This is a genomic window from Streptomyces sp. 3N207, assembly GCF_052246355.1.
GTDB lineage: Bacteria > Actinomycetota > Actinomycetes > Streptomycetales > Streptomycetaceae > Streptomyces.
The window spans coordinates 250667-266296 of sequence record NZ_JBQQBV010000004.1 but is presented as its reverse complement, the minus strand read 5'-3'; the positions used below and the strand labels follow the sequence as shown (position 1 = coordinate 266296).

General features: G+C 69.2%; 14 protein-coding genes. 3 read left to right on the top strand and 11 right to left on the bottom strand.

Annotated features, from left to right (window positions below):
- Positions 1 to 59: 59 nt before the first annotated feature.
- The 6 genes from ACTWP9_RS08900 to ACTWP9_RS08875 form a co-directional block, all read right to left on the bottom strand.
- Positions 60 to 2381, bottom strand: coding sequence for a glycoside hydrolase family 3 N-terminal domain-containing protein (locus ACTWP9_RS08900; protein WP_443245457.1), 2322 nt, complete (start codon positions 2379 to 2381; stop codon positions 60 to 62).
- A gap of 43 nt (positions 2382 to 2424) precedes the next feature.
- Positions 2425 to 3312, bottom strand: coding sequence for a carbohydrate ABC transporter permease (locus ACTWP9_RS08895; protein WP_443245456.1), 888 nt, complete (start codon positions 3310 to 3312; stop codon positions 2425 to 2427).
- Positions 3313 to 3317: 5 nt separating this feature from the next.
- Entirely contained in the window at positions 3318 to 4304 is a 987-nt protein-coding gene (locus ACTWP9_RS08890; protein ID WP_443245455.1) for a carbohydrate ABC transporter permease, read from the bottom strand.
- A 33-nt stretch (positions 4305 to 4337) separates the two neighbouring features.
- Positions 4338 to 4517 (bottom strand): hypothetical protein, encoded by a 180-nt coding sequence (locus tag ACTWP9_RS08885; RefSeq protein WP_443245454.1) that lies wholly within the window; start codon positions 4515 to 4517, stop codon positions 4338 to 4340.
- A gap of 14 nt (positions 4518 to 4531) precedes the next feature.
- Positions 4532 to 5638: an extracellular solute-binding protein gene (locus tag ACTWP9_RS08880; protein ID WP_443245453.1), complete on the bottom strand. Its 1107-nt coding sequence runs from the start codon at positions 5636 to 5638 to the stop codon at positions 4532 to 4534.
- A gap of 396 nt (positions 5639 to 6034) precedes the next feature.
- Entirely contained in the window at positions 6035 to 7042 is a 1008-nt protein-coding gene (locus tag ACTWP9_RS08875; protein WP_443245452.1) for a LacI family DNA-binding transcriptional regulator, read from the bottom strand.
- Between the two features lie 1113 nt (positions 7043 to 8155).
- Here ACTWP9_RS08875 and ACTWP9_RS08870 point away from each other — a divergent pair.
- A complete protein-coding gene (locus tag ACTWP9_RS08870; protein ID WP_443245451.1) occupies positions 8156 to 8317 on the top strand; it encodes a hypothetical protein in 162 nt (53 codons plus the stop codon).
- Between the two features lie 44 nt (positions 8318 to 8361).
- Here ACTWP9_RS08870 and ACTWP9_RS08865 read toward each other — a convergent pair whose 3' ends face one another.
- Complete coding sequence (locus ACTWP9_RS08865; protein WP_443245450.1) at positions 8362 to 9915, bottom strand: endonuclease/exonuclease/phosphatase family protein; 1554 nt, start codon at positions 9913 to 9915, stop codon at positions 8362 to 8364.
- A gap of 317 nt (positions 9916 to 10232) precedes the next feature.
- Here ACTWP9_RS08865 and ACTWP9_RS08860 point away from each other — a divergent pair, with 317 nt between their 5' ends.
- Positions 10233 to 10394 (top strand): hypothetical protein, encoded by a 162-nt coding sequence (locus ACTWP9_RS08860; RefSeq protein WP_443245449.1) that lies wholly within the window; start codon positions 10233 to 10235, stop codon positions 10392 to 10394.
- Positions 10395 to 10845: 451 nt separating this feature from the next.
- On the opposite strand, the gene msrB is transcribed toward ACTWP9_RS08860, so the two are convergent.
- The 4 genes from msrB to ACTWP9_RS08840 form a co-directional block, all read right to left on the bottom strand.
- The gene (msrB, locus tag ACTWP9_RS08855; protein ID WP_443245448.1) at positions 10846 to 11253 is read right to left on the bottom strand and encodes a peptide-methionine (R)-S-oxide reductase MsrB; all 408 of its coding nucleotides are present in this window, start codon (positions 11251 to 11253) and stop codon (positions 10846 to 10848) included.
- 82 nt (positions 11254 to 11335) lie between these two features.
- On the bottom strand, positions 11336 to 12751 hold the full coding sequence (gene murC, locus ACTWP9_RS08850; RefSeq protein WP_443245447.1) for a UDP-N-acetylmuramate--L-alanine ligase: 1416 nt from the start codon (positions 12749 to 12751) through the stop codon (positions 11336 to 11338).
- Positions 12752 to 12981: 230 nt separating this feature from the next.
- Positions 12982 to 13449, bottom strand: a complete 468-nt coding sequence (locus ACTWP9_RS08845) for an indole-3-glycerol phosphate synthase (protein ID WP_443245446.1) — start codon at positions 13447 to 13449, stop codon at positions 12982 to 12984.
- A gap of 106 nt (positions 13450 to 13555) precedes the next feature.
- On the bottom strand, positions 13556 to 14377 hold the full coding sequence (locus ACTWP9_RS08840; RefSeq protein ID WP_443245445.1) for a pyrimidine reductase family protein: 822 nt from the start codon (positions 14375 to 14377) through the stop codon (positions 13556 to 13558).
- A 63-nt stretch (positions 14378 to 14440) separates the two neighbouring features.
- On the opposite strand from ACTWP9_RS08840, the gene zapE reads away from it, so the two are divergent.
- A complete protein-coding gene (gene zapE / locus ACTWP9_RS08835; RefSeq protein ID WP_443245444.1) occupies positions 14441 to 15607 on the top strand; it encodes a cell division protein ZapE in 1167 nt (388 codons plus the stop codon).
- Positions 15608 to 15630 lie beyond the last annotated feature (23 nt).

Below are 15630 nucleotides of genomic sequence, written 5' to 3'. Positions count from 1 at the left end.
TTTCGGTATGTCAGACAGGTGCCTGCCCAGTGGTGCCGAGGGGCGCTGGGCGGTGGTCTTCAGGCCCGGATGCGGAATCCTGCGCTCAGCTGCTGCTCCCGCCGTGAGCTGGGGCCGACGCGAAGTGCGAACTCACCTGGTTCGACCACTCGGCGGTTGTCGGCTGTGACGAGTGTGCACTGCGCGGCAGGGATGCCGATGCGGACGTCCAGGCTTTCGCCGGGAGGGATTTCGACCTGGGTGAAACCCTTCAGCTCCTGCTCGGCCCAGGTGACGCTGGTGGTCAGATCGCTGATGTATGCCTGGACCGTTTCCAGGGCCGGACGGCTGCCGCTGTTGGTGAGTCGTACCGTGGCGCTGACGGTGCCGTCAGCGGGGACGTCCGGGTCGTGCACCACAAGGCCGGAGTAGGTGACGGTGGTGTAGGTGAGGCCCTCGCCGAACGCGAACAGGGGGTCCTGCGTGAGATCCGCGTAGCGGCTCCCGTGCTGGCCTCGCACCTGGTTGTAGAAGACCGGTTGCTGCCCGACGTGGCGTGCGAAGGAGACCGGGAGCCGGCCGCTGGGTTCGATGAGCCCGAGCAGGAGCTCGGCGATGGCGCGCCCACCGCGCATGCCCGGGTTGAACGCCTCGACGAGCGCTGCCGCGTTCAGTGCTGAGCCCGGGAGGGTGCTCGGCTTGGACTGGGCGAGTACGACGATCATCGGTGTCCCGGTGGCAGCAACCGCGTCCAGCAGCGCGGTCTGGCCTCCTTGAACGTCGAGCGTGGCCGTGGAACGCACCTCGCCGGTGAGGGCGATGGTGTCCCCCACGACCACCACGGCGTAGTCGGCGGCCTCCGCTGCGGCGGTGGCCTCCCGAAGTTGTGCCTGGTCGACCGGGGCGGAGGTGAAAACGGGGGGCTGTGGTTGGCCGTCGGGTCCCACGCACCACTCAAGGCTGGAGGCGGGGCTTGCGATGTCGGCTCCGCGGGCGTACGTGATGGTCCAATCGGCGGGTGCGACGGCGCGCAGACCGTCGAGCACCGTCTCCACCGACTCGCTTGGATGTCCTTCGGGCATCCAGGGAACCTGACCCGTGGCACCCGCCCAGTCGCCGAGCATGGCTTCCGTGCTGTCGGCGTTGGGGCCGATGACCGCGATGGTCCGCGGTGCGCCCTGGCTTGCGGCGCGGCCGGTTCCGTTCGAGGTCAGCCCGCCTTCGAGGGGCAGGATGCCGTCGTTGCGCAGCAACACCAGGGAACGTCGGGCGGTCTCAAGGTTGAGGTCGGCGTGTGCGCGGCAGCCGATCACCTGTGCCTGCCGCTCGGGGTCAGGGGTGCGGGGGTCCTCGAAGAGCCCGAGCTCGAACTTCAGCCGCAGAACCCGCCGTACGGCGTCATCGATCTGTTTCTCCTCGACCAGGCCGCGGGCCACCGCCTCCTGCGCGCCCTCGAAAAACTGCGGCGTGGCCATGATGAGGTCGTTCCCGGAGTTGACGGCGACCGCCGCCGCCTCGGCGTAGTCGGCGCAGGTCCGTTGGTCGTAGACCATCCGGCCGACGTTGTCCCAGTCGGTCACCAGCGTGCCGGTGAAGCCCCACTCGCCCTTGAGCACGTCGTTGATCAGCCACTGGTTCGCGGTGATGGGCACCCCGTCGATCGACTGGTAGCCGAGCATGAAGGCGCGGCAGCCGGCCCGCGCCACCTGCTCGAACGGGGGCAGGAACCACGAGCGCAGCTTGCGTGGGCTGAGCTCGGCTTCGCTCGCGTCGCGCCCGCCCAGGGTTTCGGAGTAGCCCGCGAAGTGCTTGGCGTACGCCAGCACGGCTGTCGGGTCGCTGAGGCCCTCACCCTGATAGCCGCGCACCATCGCCGCCCCGAGTTCACCGATCAGGAACGGGTCCTCGCCGAACGTCTCGTTGATCCGGCCCCAGCGCAGGTCCCGGGTGATGCACAGCACCGGGGAGAACGTCCCGTGGATTCCGGTCGCCGCGATTTCGATCGCGGCCACGCGGGCGACCCGCCGGAGCAGAGAGGGGTCCCAGGTGCAGGCCATGGCCAGCTGGGTCGGGAAGATGGTTGCGGCCGGCCAGAACGAGTGGCCGTGGATGCCGTCGTCGGCCGTCAGCAACGGAATGCCGAGTCGTGTCCGCCGGGCCAGTTCCATGGCTTCCGGCATCAGCGTGGGAGACACGTGCAGGACCGATCCGGCCAGCTTGGCCGACACGATGTCCGCCAGGTCACCGTGTTGTGCGTCGAGCATCAGCAACTGCCCGACTTTCTCCGGCAGGGTCATCCGTGACAGCAAGTCCTCGATTCTTGCTTCCACGGACGCTTCCGGATCCAGGTATGCGGCAGGGCGGACCGGCTGTCCCACTGTGTTCTCCAAGTGATGAGTCATACGGGGTCGGGGAGTTGACTGCCGATGGTGGGGCATCGGTGTGTCACTTCAGGCCGGTGGTGGCGATGCCGGCCACGAAGTGGCGCTGGAAGAGGACGAAGACGATCACCACCGGGAGCAGGACGACGACGCTGCCGGCGAGGAGGATGCCGAAGCGGGTGAAGTCCGATCCGGTGCTGACCAGGGCGAGGCCGACCGGGAGCGTGTACTGGTCCTCGTTCTGGGCCACCACCAGCGGCCACAGGAAGTTGTTCCACGAGGCGAGGAAGGTGATGATCCCCAGGGTGGCGAGGGCCGGCTTGGTCAGCGGCAGGATGATCTTCCAGAAGATCGCCAGCTCACGGCAGCCGTCGACGCGGGCGGCGGCGATGAGTTCGTCGGGCAGTGTGGAGATGAACTGCCGCATCAGGAACACCCCGAGAGGCGTGACCGCGTACGGCAGGATCAGCCCGAGCAGGGAGCCGGTCAGTCCCAGATTGGCCATCACTACGTACAGCGGTACGAAATAGACCAGGGGCGGCACCGTGAGAGTGGCCATGACCAGGACGAAGATGCTGCTTCGGCCGCGGAACTCCAGCTTGGCCAGGGCGTATCCCAGCATCGAGCAGAAGATGAGGTTCCCGGCGGTGACGGCTACGGCTACGATCACGGAATTGGCGAACATGACGGTGAAGTCGAGGCTGCTGAACAGTTCTTTGTAGTTGACGGTGGTGGGCTCGGAGGGGATCAGGACGGGGGGCACCTTGCGGATGTCGGCCTCGGGCTTGAAAGAGCCGGACAGCATCCACAAGAACGGCGCGATCATCAGCAGCAGGACGCCGGTGAGCGGCAGATACAGCCACGGATGGCCCCATGTCCGCCGGACGCGGCGGCGCCGCAGGGCCCGGTCCGTGCCCGGGTGTCCCGTCGCGGGGCTGGAGAGCGTGCTCATCGGCGTCAGTCCTTGTCTCGCAGCAGCCGGAACTGCAGCACGGTCAGGGCCACGATGAGGACGAAGACGACATAGCCGGCGGCCGCGGCCACGTCGTAGTTGCCGTGGCCGAACTCCTGATAGGCGTACATCGTGGCCGACATGGTCGAGTCCAGCGGTCCGCCCTGGGTCATCACGAACGGCTCGTCGAAGAACTGCAGATAGCCCACGCCCATGAGCACGGCGTTCAGCAGCAGAGCGGGCCGCAGGAGCGGGAAAGTGACCCGCCAGAACCGCTGCCAGGCACCGGCCCCGTCCAGCTCGGCCGCCTCCGTCAGAGAACGGGGCACGGACTGCAGACCGGCCAGCATGATGATCATGACCGTGCCGAGGTTCCGCCACACAGCCATCACGATCATGACGGGCAGGGCGAAGCGGGTGTCGGCCAGCCACGCGGGCCCGTCGATCCCGAACCAGCCCAGGACGGTGTTCACCAGTCCCACGCGGGGTTCGAGGAGCGTCTTCCACACCACCGCGATGGCCACGATGCTGGTGATCACGGGGAAGTAGAAGCCCACCCTGAAGACAGCCTGGAAGCGGCGGATGCCGCTGTTGAGGAGGACCGCCGCGGCGAGCCCGGCGGCCAGCGTCAGCGGCAGGCCCACCAGGGTGAACACGCCGGTGTTGCGCAGGGCCGTGAGGAACTGCTCGTCCTGGAAGAGGCGTGCGTAGTTCTCGAACCCGGTGAACGACACGTTCAGCGGCGTCCGTAGGTCGGCGCTCTTGGTGTCGGTCATGCTCATCAGCAGCGACCAGACCACCGGCAGCAGCATGAAGGACGCGAACAGGGCGAGGAAAGGCGCGGCCAGAGTCCAGGCGGCGCGGGTCTGCCGGCCCCGCGCCGTCCGCCTGAGTGAGGAGGTGCGGCGGTCCGCCGTGCGCTTGGGACTCGGGGGCCGCTGCGCACGCGTGCCGTCCTGCCCCGTGACAGTGTTCGTGGACATGGAGGTCATCCGTCCGTACGAGGGGTGATCACTCGGCGGCGCTCAGCGGCCGGTGCCGATGCTGGTGGCCTTGGACTGCAGCGTCTGCTGCACCTGGGCGACGGTTGCCTTGCCGAGGGCGAGCTTCTCCAGCTCCGACTCGATGGCGGTGGCGACCTGCTGCCAGGTCGAGATGGCGGGCGGCGCCTTGCTGACCTTGAGCTGCTCGGCGAACGCCCGCATCGTCTTGTCGTTGCTCAGCTTCGCCTCGTCCCACGCTTCGGGGGAGGGGGAAGGGCGCCCGTGTCCTTCGCGTAGGCGGCGAGGTTGGCGGGCTCGGTCAGGAACTTGACGAACTTCCACGCGGCGTCGGGGTTGTCGGCGTCCTTGAACACCGCCAGGTCGCTGCCGCCGGCGAACCCGGCGGATTGCTTGCCGGACGGCATCGGCATGGTCTTCCACTTGCCGTCCAGCGCCTTGGCGTCCTTGCGGAGCTTGCCGCCGACCCACGGACGGTCCTGGTGGACGGCGACCACTCCGTCCTGGAAAGCCTGCACGTTGTCGGTCCGGTTGGTCAGCGCCAGGCCCCGCTTGGGGATGCTCGCGTAGTACTTGAGCGCCTTGGCGACCGCGGGCGAGTCGAAGGTGAACTTCCCGGTCTTGGCGTCGTAGATGTCACCGCCCTGCTGCCAGACCAGCGGCAGCCAGAAGATCCAGGAGTTGAAACCGATCGTCAGTCCACTGGCGCGGCTCAGCTTGGCGTTCTGCTTGCCGGCGGTGGCCTGGAGGGCCTTGAGGTCCTTCCGGTAACCGTCCCAGTCCCCGGCCAGGGCGTCCTTGATGCCGGCCTTCTCAGCGAGGTCGGCGCGGTAGTAGACCACCTGGGTGTCCGCGCTGAACGGCACACCGTAGGCGGTGTCCTTGTACTTCGTGGTGTCCCACTGACCCGGGTAGAACGAGGACGCCTTGAACGACTTCGGGGTGGCCTGGAAACCGTTCATACCGGCCAGCTCGGCCATCCACGTACTGCCGATCAAGGACACGTCCGGTGTGTTGCCGCCGGCGATCGCGGTGGTCAGCTTGTCGTGGGCGGAGCTCCACGGCACCGCGGTGATCTGGACGTCGACGTCCGGGTTCTCCCGCTCGAACTTCTTGGCCAGGTCCTTCAGGGTGTTGGTGTCCTCCTCGCCCATCGACCACATGACGACCTTGCCCTTGGCCTTGCCGCCACTGATCTCAGCGGGAGCGTCCTTGCCGGGGCCGGAGTCCGTGTCCCGGCCGCAGCCGGTGGCCAGCAGGGCTGCCGTGACGGTGACGCAGAGGGCTTGGAGGGTTCTGGCGGTGGGAGAGGTGGTGGTACGCATCGTGCGGCTCCTTTTGCCGTTGAGCGACAGAGGACTCGGGGGCGGGGGAAAGAGCTGTTGGGTGACCGGCAGGGTCAGGCCACGGGGTGGAGACCCTCGGTGCCGGAGGCGATGTCGCGCACAGGTCACGGCTGGAGCGTCCGACGCGGAGCCGGTAGCGGCCGGGCGGGTGTGCCAGGCGTGCCGTTGGGTGTCCCGGATCGGGAACGTGCGGGGCGGAAACGTGCACCTCTGCGGGTACGGGTGAACGCGGGTGCAGTCGCTACGGGTTGCGAGGAAGGCGAGGCCGAAGAGGTCCGCCGAAGTCTCAAGGAGACAGGCGCGGTGCGTCACTCACCGGCAACACACCGCCCGACTGCGAGGCGCCAACACCTTGCGCCTCGCGACGACATCCCGTCAGTTCGAGCTCGACTGTGACGTCGAGCCACGGATCACGAGCCTGGTGGGAATGATGCACGAGGGGGCGGCCTTCGGCGATCCGCGCACGTGGTCCAGCAGCAGACGCGCCGCCGCCGACCCCATCTCCCGCATCGGCTGGCGGACGGTGGTCAATGCCGGATAGGTGTACGACGCCATTTCGACGTCATCGAACCCCACCACGGCGACATCCTGCGGAATCCGAAGACCGCCCTCATACAGGGCGGCGAGCACACCGGCCGCCGAGGGGTCGTTGTGTGCGAAGACCGCGTCGAACTCCAGGCCGTCCGCGAGAGCGCGCGCGACCGTGCTCCGGCCGCCGTCGAACTCGAAGTCGCCGCAGATGATGCTGCGCTGGTCGAGCTCGATCCCGGCCTGCGCATAAACATCGACGAAGCCGCCCAGCCGTTCCCGAGTACAGCCGAATGCCTCCGGACCGGTCACCACCAGAGGGCGACGGCGGCCGATGTCCAGCAGGTGGCGCGCCGCCTGCTCACCGCCCTCCCGGTTGGTGGTGGCCACGTAGGGGAATCCCGGCCGCTGGAAGCGGTCGTCGATCAGCACCACCGGCAGTCCGGCGTCGTGCAGTTCCGTGATGGATCCCAAGGCGCCCTCGGGCTCGATCACCAGCAGACCGTCGAACGACTTGGCGGCGACCTGCAGGCCCAGCCTGCGCAGTGACTCCTCACCGTGGTTCCAGGTCAGCATGCGCAGTCCGAAACCCTCGGTCTCCAGCGTTTCGACGACCGACTGCACGATGCCGGACCAGGCCCAGGCCAGATCAGGGACCAGCATGCCGATCATCTGTGTCGTGCCACGGGCGAGCCCCACAGCCCCGGAGCTCGGCACATAGCCGAGCTCCGCGATCGCCTTGCGGACCTTCGAGACGGTGTTCTCGTGGATCTCGCCTTTGCCGTTCAGCACGCGCGAGACCGTCGTCTTGCTGACCCCGGCATGCGCGGCCACGTCAGCGATGGTGACTCCCATGTCACCTCCTCTCTCCACGCAGAAGCGGAAGACATCCTCCCTGCACCAAAGGATCGCTTGTGCAGAGGGTCGTGGAACCGCTTCCGGAACCGGTTTCGGTACCGGTTCCGGCAGTGAAGCACCGAGAGGCTCGACCGGTCGATACCCGGGAGGCGACTCGCGCACTGGCCGATCTCGGCCTCGACGAGGTCGCGGAAGCCTGCTGTTCTGCCACCCAGGTCGCCGCCCTGACCTGCTCAGTTGCCGACCAGAGCCCGCCACGGCAGGAGTAATGGGCGCAGTTCGCGACCGCCGGCACCGTCCGCCGACCCGTCGGACCGAACCGGAGCAATCGCGCCCGCACCGTTGACGCACTGGCCGCCGATCAGTAGCCCGCTTCCGCGAAGCGGTCCGGACCCGTCCTCCTGGCCGGTGACCATCTGGACCGGCGCACTGCGCGTGCTCTCCTGCACGGCACCCGGCGAACGCCCGGGGACAGGTGGTCCCGCACGCCGCCGGCGTCCCGTCTGCCCCACCCACCAGGTGTGCGCGCACGCCGGCGCGAGGGCCGATCCGTGGTGAGCAGTCCGACGTAACCGGCGCGGCCCGGGAGGTGCTGCTCCTCGTAGACACGATCCGTCGCTGAGAGCTCAGCACGCGAGACCCACGACCGAGGTAAGAGGTCGAACCTATCGGCGAAGAGGAAACTCGTCTTTGTAAACGACGGACGAATGCGGCTTGACTTCACCTTTGACGGCATGCCACCGACGCGCTCAGCCGCACCCGCGGCATCGGCTCACCCCGGATGGAAGCGATGCTGCACGCCCGTCTCTCGCGCGCCCACGCCCGCGCCGACGACGGTCAGCTTGCGCTGCTCAGCCGACCGTCCCTCCGCCCTGTGGATAACCCGCACCCTGTGGATAACCCGCCGCGCGCTTGTCACCGCCCCGCCTACGTTCTTCCTTGTCCTACGAGGAGGTAGCCATGGACGAGGAAAGCACCGGCGTGAACTGGAGCCGGTGGGCGGTGCTGGTCGCTCTCGTGCAGCTGGCGGTCGACCTGGCGGAAGCATGGCGGTGAAATCACAGCTTGGTGGGCCCGCTCGTACTCCCCTCCGCCAATCCAGTCGATCAGGTGCGCGTCATCACCGAGCCGGACGCACTTGCGCTCCAAGCTGCCGAGGATCAGGCCGCGGGCTACGACGCGCCGACCTCGGCGTCACGCGGGGCCGTACGCCGTGTGCCGCCGGGCGGGCGGGGCGCGTCCAGCCACCCCGTCTCGCCCGCCGGGCCGTGAAGTCCGGCTCGATCTCAGCCCGGCGGGCATCGGTCAGGCGTCTGTCAGCCGATGTGCTCGAATCGCCACTGGTAGAAGCCGGTGGTGGCCTTCAGTGTTGCGCCGAGCTTGTTCGGGCTGGGCTGGAGCGTGCCGTTGAGGTCCGGGGTGACGATCTGGCCTCTGAGGAACTTCCAGTTTGCCGTGGGGGGTGCGCCGATCTCAGGGTCGCAGGGAAACTCCGTGACATCCTCGGACGGGCCCACGTACCGGGTGACGCAATAGCCGTCTTTGAAGGAGAGCAGATACTGGCCGGGCTTGGCGCCGTAGAGCACCTGGACCTCCTCCCTCTCGCTGCCGGAGGGCTTCTTCAAGAGCGGTCGCGACTGGGTGCCGTCGGGGTCCTCATCCGCGAGAACGGCGCCGTCCAGGTGCCGGGGGAAGACGCGGTAGGTCTCTCCCGGCACGGGAGCGGCGCAGTCCTCTGCGCTCGGCGAGGACGGAGCGGCCCCGGTGTCGCGAGGCGTGAGCGGCGTACCCGCCTCGCCGGTGCCGGGCTGCGGCGGCGTACCGGCGTCAGCGACGCCTGTGCCTGTCTCCGCGCCCGTTCCCGTGCCGGTGCCCGTGTCGGTGCCGGACTGCGGCGGGGACGCGGCTTCGGCACCGAGAGCGGCACGCTCCCCCTCCTGCTTCTGCTGCGCCGCGTGGTGCTCGTCGGGCTTCTGCTCCTGGGCTGAGCGCGCACCGAGCTGTCGGCCGCAGTTCGGATTGAGGTGGTAGCGCACGTACGCGTTGTGGTCGGAGTTGGTCCCCCTGCGTTCGGCGTTCATGGTGGAGTTGTTCTGGTCGTTCATGTAGGCGAAGTCGAGTTCGCCTCCGCCTTGGTGGGTGGGCTGGTTCGTGCGGATGATGTGGTTCTGCAGATTCGTCCTCATCCGGCCGGGGTTGCGGTTGAAGTCGGCCAGTACCGCCCAGCTTCCGCCCGGGTGGCGGCGCGCCATGAACTGACGTGCCGTCTCGATGATGTCGTCGGCGTCATTGGGGCTGGTGGGGCCGTTCGACAGCGCGTGGGCGTTGAAGTACCAGGTCTCGCCGATCTGCACGCCCATCATCGGGCGGGAGTTGAACCGGCCGCCGACGGGGAGCTGGACGGCGTTGCGGACGTTCTCCCGGGTGGCGATCGCCAGGCCGTTGCGCTGCTGACCGGTGTCGGCCCAGTAGATGTGCACGATGTCCGGGCGGGACTCCGTGCCGATGTTGTAGAGGTGTTCGGTGACGCCGGGCTCGGGGAAGCGCCGGTCGGTCTGATGGGACTGGGGCGGCGGTTCGCTGCCCGCCTCCTGGAGGGAGGCGACATCCACGCCGTCCTCGTTCAGCATCTGCCGCAGTTGGGTGAGCCAACGCGACTCCGGCGTCCCGCCGACACCGTCCCGCTGGCCGTTCATGTTCCACTGCGCCGTGACCAGGTCATCGCCCGCCGCGTGGGCGGACTGCGGGCTGGTCCACTCGGCGGCCGTCAAGCCGGTGGCCAGAATGCCCGCCGTGACGAGCACCGCCCCCCAGCGGTGCTTTCTGTTGTGGTGCCGGGCCGATAACGCGGCACGAAAGGATCGAATCAAGATGAACCCCGCATCTGTGTTGTTTACCGGTGAAGCCGAAGCCTTCGAAGGACCTCTTGTCCTCCAAGGCCGCTTTGCCTGCAAGGGGTGACCAAGCGGCCATGGACCGCTGCGGCCCCGCGCTCCGTGTCATCCGTGCAGCCAGCTCGCTTCACCAGAAGGGCACGGCAGGAACACGCGCCTACGGGCAGGACTGGTTGCAGGAGGCGCCCGCGAGGGCGGCGGCCCAGCCGTGCCTGGGTGCCAGCAGGGCGGCTCTTGCGCCCATGGTAGGAGACGGCGCCCACGTGCGGGGCGGAGTTCAACGGAGCCAGGCCGTGCGCCGCCGCCTCGGGGACGAGCCGCTCAATGCAGGCGCCCGCTTCGACGTTCGCGGTGCGGGGCTCACGGTCGACACGGACAACGGCCATCCGCCGGGTGGCGACCAGCAGGCGGCCCTCGACACCTGCCTTCAGAAGGTCCGCCACACCGACCGATGAGCGCCGCTTGACCTAGACGCATTGACAAGTTCGCCGGTGGCAGAGGGGAAAACCCCGCGGAAGGGCTGGTGCACTGCCCCAAGCCATGCCAACGTACAACGCCCTGCCCGAAGATCTGGCTACACGGCCGACAGCGGCCCCGGGACGCCGCTTCGGCGGGGCGCGGAAACCGCGGTCGACTGCGGCCCATGACGGCGGATTCCGGGGACGACCGCCAGCCCCATAACTGACGCTCCGTCAAAATCAACCAGCGCACATCCAGCGACCGTACGTGTAGCGGCAGGTGACGACGTATCAGTTTCACCAGCGACCAACCAGCGACCGGAATCCCAGCAGGGTGGACCCGAAAACGGGTCCACCCTGCCTGACCTGCTAGTTTGACTAATCGCGGACGATCAGTTATCCACGCACGCTACACATTGACCCGGAACTCCACCACATCGACGACGAGTCACTCCTCCTCCGGCACCAACCGCAGCGAGACCGAGTTGATGCAGTACCGCTGGTCGGTCGGGGTCGAGTAGCCCTCGCCCTCGAAGACATGGCCGAGGTGGGAGCCGCAGCGGGCGCAGCGGACCTCGGTGCGGACCATGCCCATGGAGCGGTCGGTCAGCAGCTCGACCGCGTCCGAGCCGGCCGGGTCGTAGAAGCTGGGCCAGCCGCAGTGGGAGGCGAACTTGGTGTCCGAGCGGAACAGCTCGGCGCCGCAGGCACGGCACTCGTAGACGCCGGTGGTCCTGGTGTCGGTGTACTCGCCGGTGAACGGGCGCTCCGTACCGGCCTCGCGCAGCACGTGGTACTCCTCGGGCGTCAGCTCCGCGCGCCACTGCTCCTCGGTCTTGTCGATCTCGTAGGACATCTCGGCTCCTCGGTCCTCGGTTCCTCGAGCGCTGGTTCGGGCACGGAAGGGTGCGGGCGGTACGGGCGGTACGGGCCGCCGATCACTCCGCGAGCCGGGCGAGGATCCTGGGGCCCAGTTCCGTGACGTCACCCGCGCCCATGGTGAGAACGAGATCGCCGGGCTCCGCCATTCCCACCACCGCATCCACGGCCTCGGCGGGGGTGTCCATGGCACGTACGGCGGCGCCTGCCGCCTGTGCGGCGTCCGTGATCAGCGCGCTGGTCACGCCCGGGATCGGGTCCTCGCGGGCCGGGTAGATCGGCAGCACCACCGAGCCGTCGGCCAGCGCAAGGGCCTCCCCCATCTCCTTGCCCAGCTCCTGGGTGCGGCTGAAGAGGTGCGGCTGGAAGACCACCAGTACCCGGCCGTTCTCCGCGCCGCCCCTGATGGCCTCCAGGTCGGCGGTCATCTCGGTGGGGTGATGGGCGTAGGAGTCGATCACCTGCACGCCGCGGGTCAGCCCCTTGAGCTGGAGGCGGCGCTTGACGCCGGTGTACGAGCCGAGCCCACGCCCCAGCTCCCCGGCGGACACCCCCAGCGCCACGCCCGCGGTGAGCGCGGCCACCGCGTTGAGGGCGTAGTGGTTGCCGGGCACCGAGACGTCGAAGGTCAGCTCCGCGCCGTCGAGGACGACGGTGACCTCGCTGGTCAGCCCCTTCGGAGTGATCTTGAGAACCCGTACGTCGGCGTCCTCGGCCACCCCGTACGTACGGATGGTGAGCGCGTGGTCGCGCGGAGCGGCACGCAGCCTGCGGGTCAGCTCCCGCGCGCCCTCGTGGTCCGCGGAGATCACCAGGGTGCCGCCGTCCACGATGCGTCCGACGAACGTCTCGAAGGACTCGTAGATCTCTTCCAGCGAGGCGTAGTTGGCGTGGTGGTCGAGCTCCACATTGAGGACGATGGCGACCTCGGGCGCGTACTTGTGGAAGCTCCGGTCGCTCTCGTCGGCCTCCGCCACGAAGATCTCCCCGGTGCCCTGGTGCGCGTTGGAGCCGGGGCCCTCCAGGTCGCCGCCGATCGCGTACGAGGGGTCCAGGCCCAGGTCGGCCAGGCTGACGGCGAGCATCGAGGTGGTCGTCGTCTTGCCGTGCGTACCGGCGACCGCCAGCGGCCGCAGCCCCTCCATCAGCGCGGCCAGCGCATCGGCCCGGTGCAGCACCGGCAGGCCGCGCCGGTTCGCCTCGACCAACTCCGGGTTGTCCTCGCGGATGGCGCTGGAGACGACCACCGCGGTCGCGTCGGACGCCAGATGTGCGGTGTCGTGACCGATGTGGACGGTCACTCCGAAGCCGCGCAGCGCGTCGGCCGTCGCCGACTCCCGGGCGTCGCTGCCCGCGACCCGGGCGCCGCGCACCGCCAGGATCTTCGCGATGCCGGACATCCCCGCGCCACCGATCCCGACGAAGTGCGGCCGCTCCATGGCGGAGGGGAGGGAGGGAGTGGCGGCAGCCGTCATACGGACTTCTCCTGCTGGCTCGGTCGGGCACCTCCCGGCCCAGGACCGGGGAGGACGAGGAACGGCGCAAGCTTATGCGGTGCGACCCCTCACCTGACGTGAGCCCTCACCTCACCTGAGCCCTCGCCCTCCCCGCCCCTCCTCCACTACTCGTTATGCGCACTGCATCCACCCCGGGGCAACCCCCCGGACCCCCGGCCGGGAGGAGAGGGCCGCCCCCCACTGCACGACTACTCGTTATGCGCGAACAGCTTCAGTACCGGGACCCCCACCTTGTGCCGGGCGCGGGAGGCCCAGTCGCGGTGGAAGAACTCTTCGACCAGGTGGGGGGCGGTCATGACGATGACCTCGTCGGCGCGGGTCTGTTCCGCGACCGACTTCAGGACGTCGAGGGGGTGCTGCTCGATGATCTGGCCGACAGCCTCGCAGCCCGCGTCTCTGAGGCGCTTCAGGGAGAGCTCCAGGGCCTGCTCCGCGGGGCCGACCGCCTCACCGCCCTCGGGCTCCTCGGCCTCGCGCACCACCTGGTCCAGTTCGCCGAGCGCCACATCGTCCAGCGCTCGCAGCAGCCGGTCCTGGTCGCCGCGCGGCTGCATAAGGACGACGAAGGAGACGGGCTCCTCGCCGTGCAGCGTCGTCACCATCTCCGCGTCGGCGGACACCAGCGGCTTCTCGATCATCAGCACTGTCGTGATCACGACGGGCGCCCCTTCTCCGGTCGAACGGTCGGAAAGAAACCCTGCTGCCGTGTTCCCACGGTTCCTGCGGTTGTCAGTCTGCCCAGCGCCAGGTAACCGGAACGTCTCATTCCGCAACGGTTCGCAACCGACGGTAACGCGTGAAGAGGAACCCCTCCTCTTCGAGCACCCCCTCGAGCGTGTACTCGTCGGGGTCGGGCAGAACGGGCCCGTTCATGATCCGCGGCGCCGATCCCGCGACGATCCGGGGGGAGATGGACAGACACAGCTCGTCGAGTACCCCCGCATCGGCGAATTCCCCCAGCAATGTCGGACCCCCCTCGGTCAGCTGCCGCCGCAGCCCCCGCTCGGCCAGCAGTCGGGGCACCCGTGCGGGGTCCGCGGCACTGCCCTCACCTGCGAAGACCACGTCCGCGCCGGCCTCCTTGGCCCGTGCCACCCGGTCGGCCGGGGCGCCGCTGCCGGTGAGCAGCAGGGTGGGGACGACGGGCTCGGTGAACAGCGGCGCCGCGAAGTCCAGCTCCAGGCTGGCGCTGACCACGGCGATCGCGGGCACCGGCGACTGCCCGGCGGCGGCGCGGCGGTCGGCGAAACCGCTGCGCCGTTTGGCGGGCCGGTAGCCCTCCTGGCGTACGGTCCGGGCGCCGACGACCACCACGTCGGCGAGCGCCCGCAGCACTCCGAAGATCCACATGTCGGCCTTTGAGGAGAGCGGCTGGGAGCGCCCGCCGTGGTGGATGGCACCGTCCAGGGAGGCCACCATGTTGCCGCGCAGCCACCGGTCGGCTTCGTCGGCGCCCTCGCCGACGGGCGGGTAGGCGTACTCCTCGGCGATCTCCTCGATGCTCCACTCCGGGGCCGGCCTGTTCGGCGCGGGGGCGTCCGGGGCGGATACGGGGGCTGTACTCGAAGGGAACAGGCGTCGCATGCGCGCAGTGTGGCACGGCGCACGCCTGGTGGGCCGCACGCCCGCGGCCGCCGGGCGACTAGCATGACAATCGTGTCAACGACCGAAGCGCACATATCCGGGACCGGCTCCGACGCGACCGGCGACCTCGGCGACGCACCCGTCGCGCCCGGCACGCCCGTCGCACTCACCGCTCGGGAGCCACACGTTCCGGCCGACCAGCTGGTGGCCGAGATGGTGCCGCCTCCGCGCTTCGACAGCGTGCGCTTCGCCACCTACATACCCGACCCCGCCCAGCCGAGCCAGACCGAGGCGGTACGGGTGCTCGGCTCGTTCGCGGACGGCCTCGGCGCCGCCCAGCGGCCCGGCGGCAGCGACGGCGGGCCGAAGCGCTGGTTCCGCCGGGTACCGAAGCAGTCGCGCGGGGCGGCTCCCGCCGGCCCGCGCGGGGTGTACCTGGACGGCGGCTACGGCGTCGGCAAGACGCATCTGCTCGCCTCCCTGTGGCACGCGGCACCGGCAGCGCCGGAGCGCAAGGCGTTCGGCACCTTCGTCGAGCTGACCAACCTCGTGGGGGCGCTGGGCTTCCAGCAGACGGTACGCACCCTCGGCGGCCACCAGCTGCTGTGCATCGACGAGTTCGAGCTGGACGATCCGGGCGACACGGTGCTCGTCTCCAGCCTGCTGGCCAGGCTGGTGGAGAACGGCGTGGCACTGGCGGCGACCTCGAACACGCTGCCGGGCAAGCTGGGCGAAGGGCGGTTCGCCGCGGCGGACTTCCTGCGGGAGATCCAGGGCCTGTCCGCGCACTTCCGCACCCTGCGCATCGACGGCGAGGACTACCGCCACCGCGGGCTGCCCGCGGCGCCCGAGCCGTACGCCGCGGAGGACGTCACCCGCGCGGCGCACCGGATACCCGGCGCCTCGTTGGACGACTTCCCCGCGCTGCTGGGCCACCTCTCACGCGTCCACCCCAGCCGCTACGGCGCACTGGTCAGGGGCGTGCAGGCGGTCTGTCTGACCGGGCTGACGCCGGTCCCCGACCAGTCCACGGCGCTGCGCCTGGTGGTGCTCGCCGACCGGCTCTACGACCGCGAGGTGCCCGTACTGGCCTCGGGGGTGCCCTTCGACAAGCTGTTCAGCGAGGACATGCTCGAGGGCGGTTACCGGAAGAAGTACTTCCGGGCGATCTCCCGGCTGACCGCGCTCGCCCGGGACGGCGGCGCGCTGGTCACGACCCCGTCGAGCTGATCGGGTCGCAGGTTCACGTCGGT

Excerpts from the sequence above, each read along its gene's own strand:
- ACTWP9_RS08880 (WP_443245453.1), bottom strand. The coding sequence starts at position 5,638 with ATGCGTACCACCACCTCTCCCACCGCCAGAACCCTCCAAGCCCTCTGC.
- ACTWP9_RS08875 (WP_443245452.1), bottom strand. The coding sequence starts at position 7,042 with ATGGGAGTCACCATCGCTGACGTGGCCGCGCATGCCGGGGTCAGCAAG.
- ACTWP9_RS08895 (WP_443245456.1), bottom strand. The coding sequence starts at position 3,312 with ATGAGCACGCTCTCCAGCCCCGCGACGGGACACCCGGGCACGGACCGG.
- murC (WP_443245447.1), bottom strand. The coding sequence starts at position 12,751 with ATGACGGCTGCCGCCACTCCCTCCCTCCCCTCCGCCATGGAGCGGCCG.
- zapE (WP_443245444.1), top strand. The coding sequence starts at position 14,441 with ATGACAATCGTGTCAACGACCGAAGCGCACATATCCGGGACCGGCTCC.
- ACTWP9_RS08900 (WP_443245457.1), bottom strand. The coding sequence starts at position 2,381 with ATGACTCATCACTTGGAGAACACAGTGGGACAGCCGGTCCGCCCTGCC.
- ACTWP9_RS08840 (WP_443245445.1), bottom strand. The coding sequence starts at position 14,377 with ATGCGACGCCTGTTCCCTTCGAGTACAGCCCCCGTATCCGCCCCGGAC.
- ACTWP9_RS08890 (WP_443245455.1), bottom strand. The coding sequence starts at position 4,304 with ATGACCTCCATGTCCACGAACACTGTCACGGGGCAGGACGGCACGCGT.
- msrB (WP_443245448.1), bottom strand. The coding sequence starts at position 11,253 with ATGTCCTACGAGATCGACAAGACCGAGGAGCAGTGGCGCGCGGAGCTG.
- ACTWP9_RS08885 (WP_443245454.1), bottom strand. The coding sequence starts at position 4,517 with ATGCGGGCGTTCGCCGAGCAGCTCAAGGTCAGCAAGGCGCCGCCCGCC.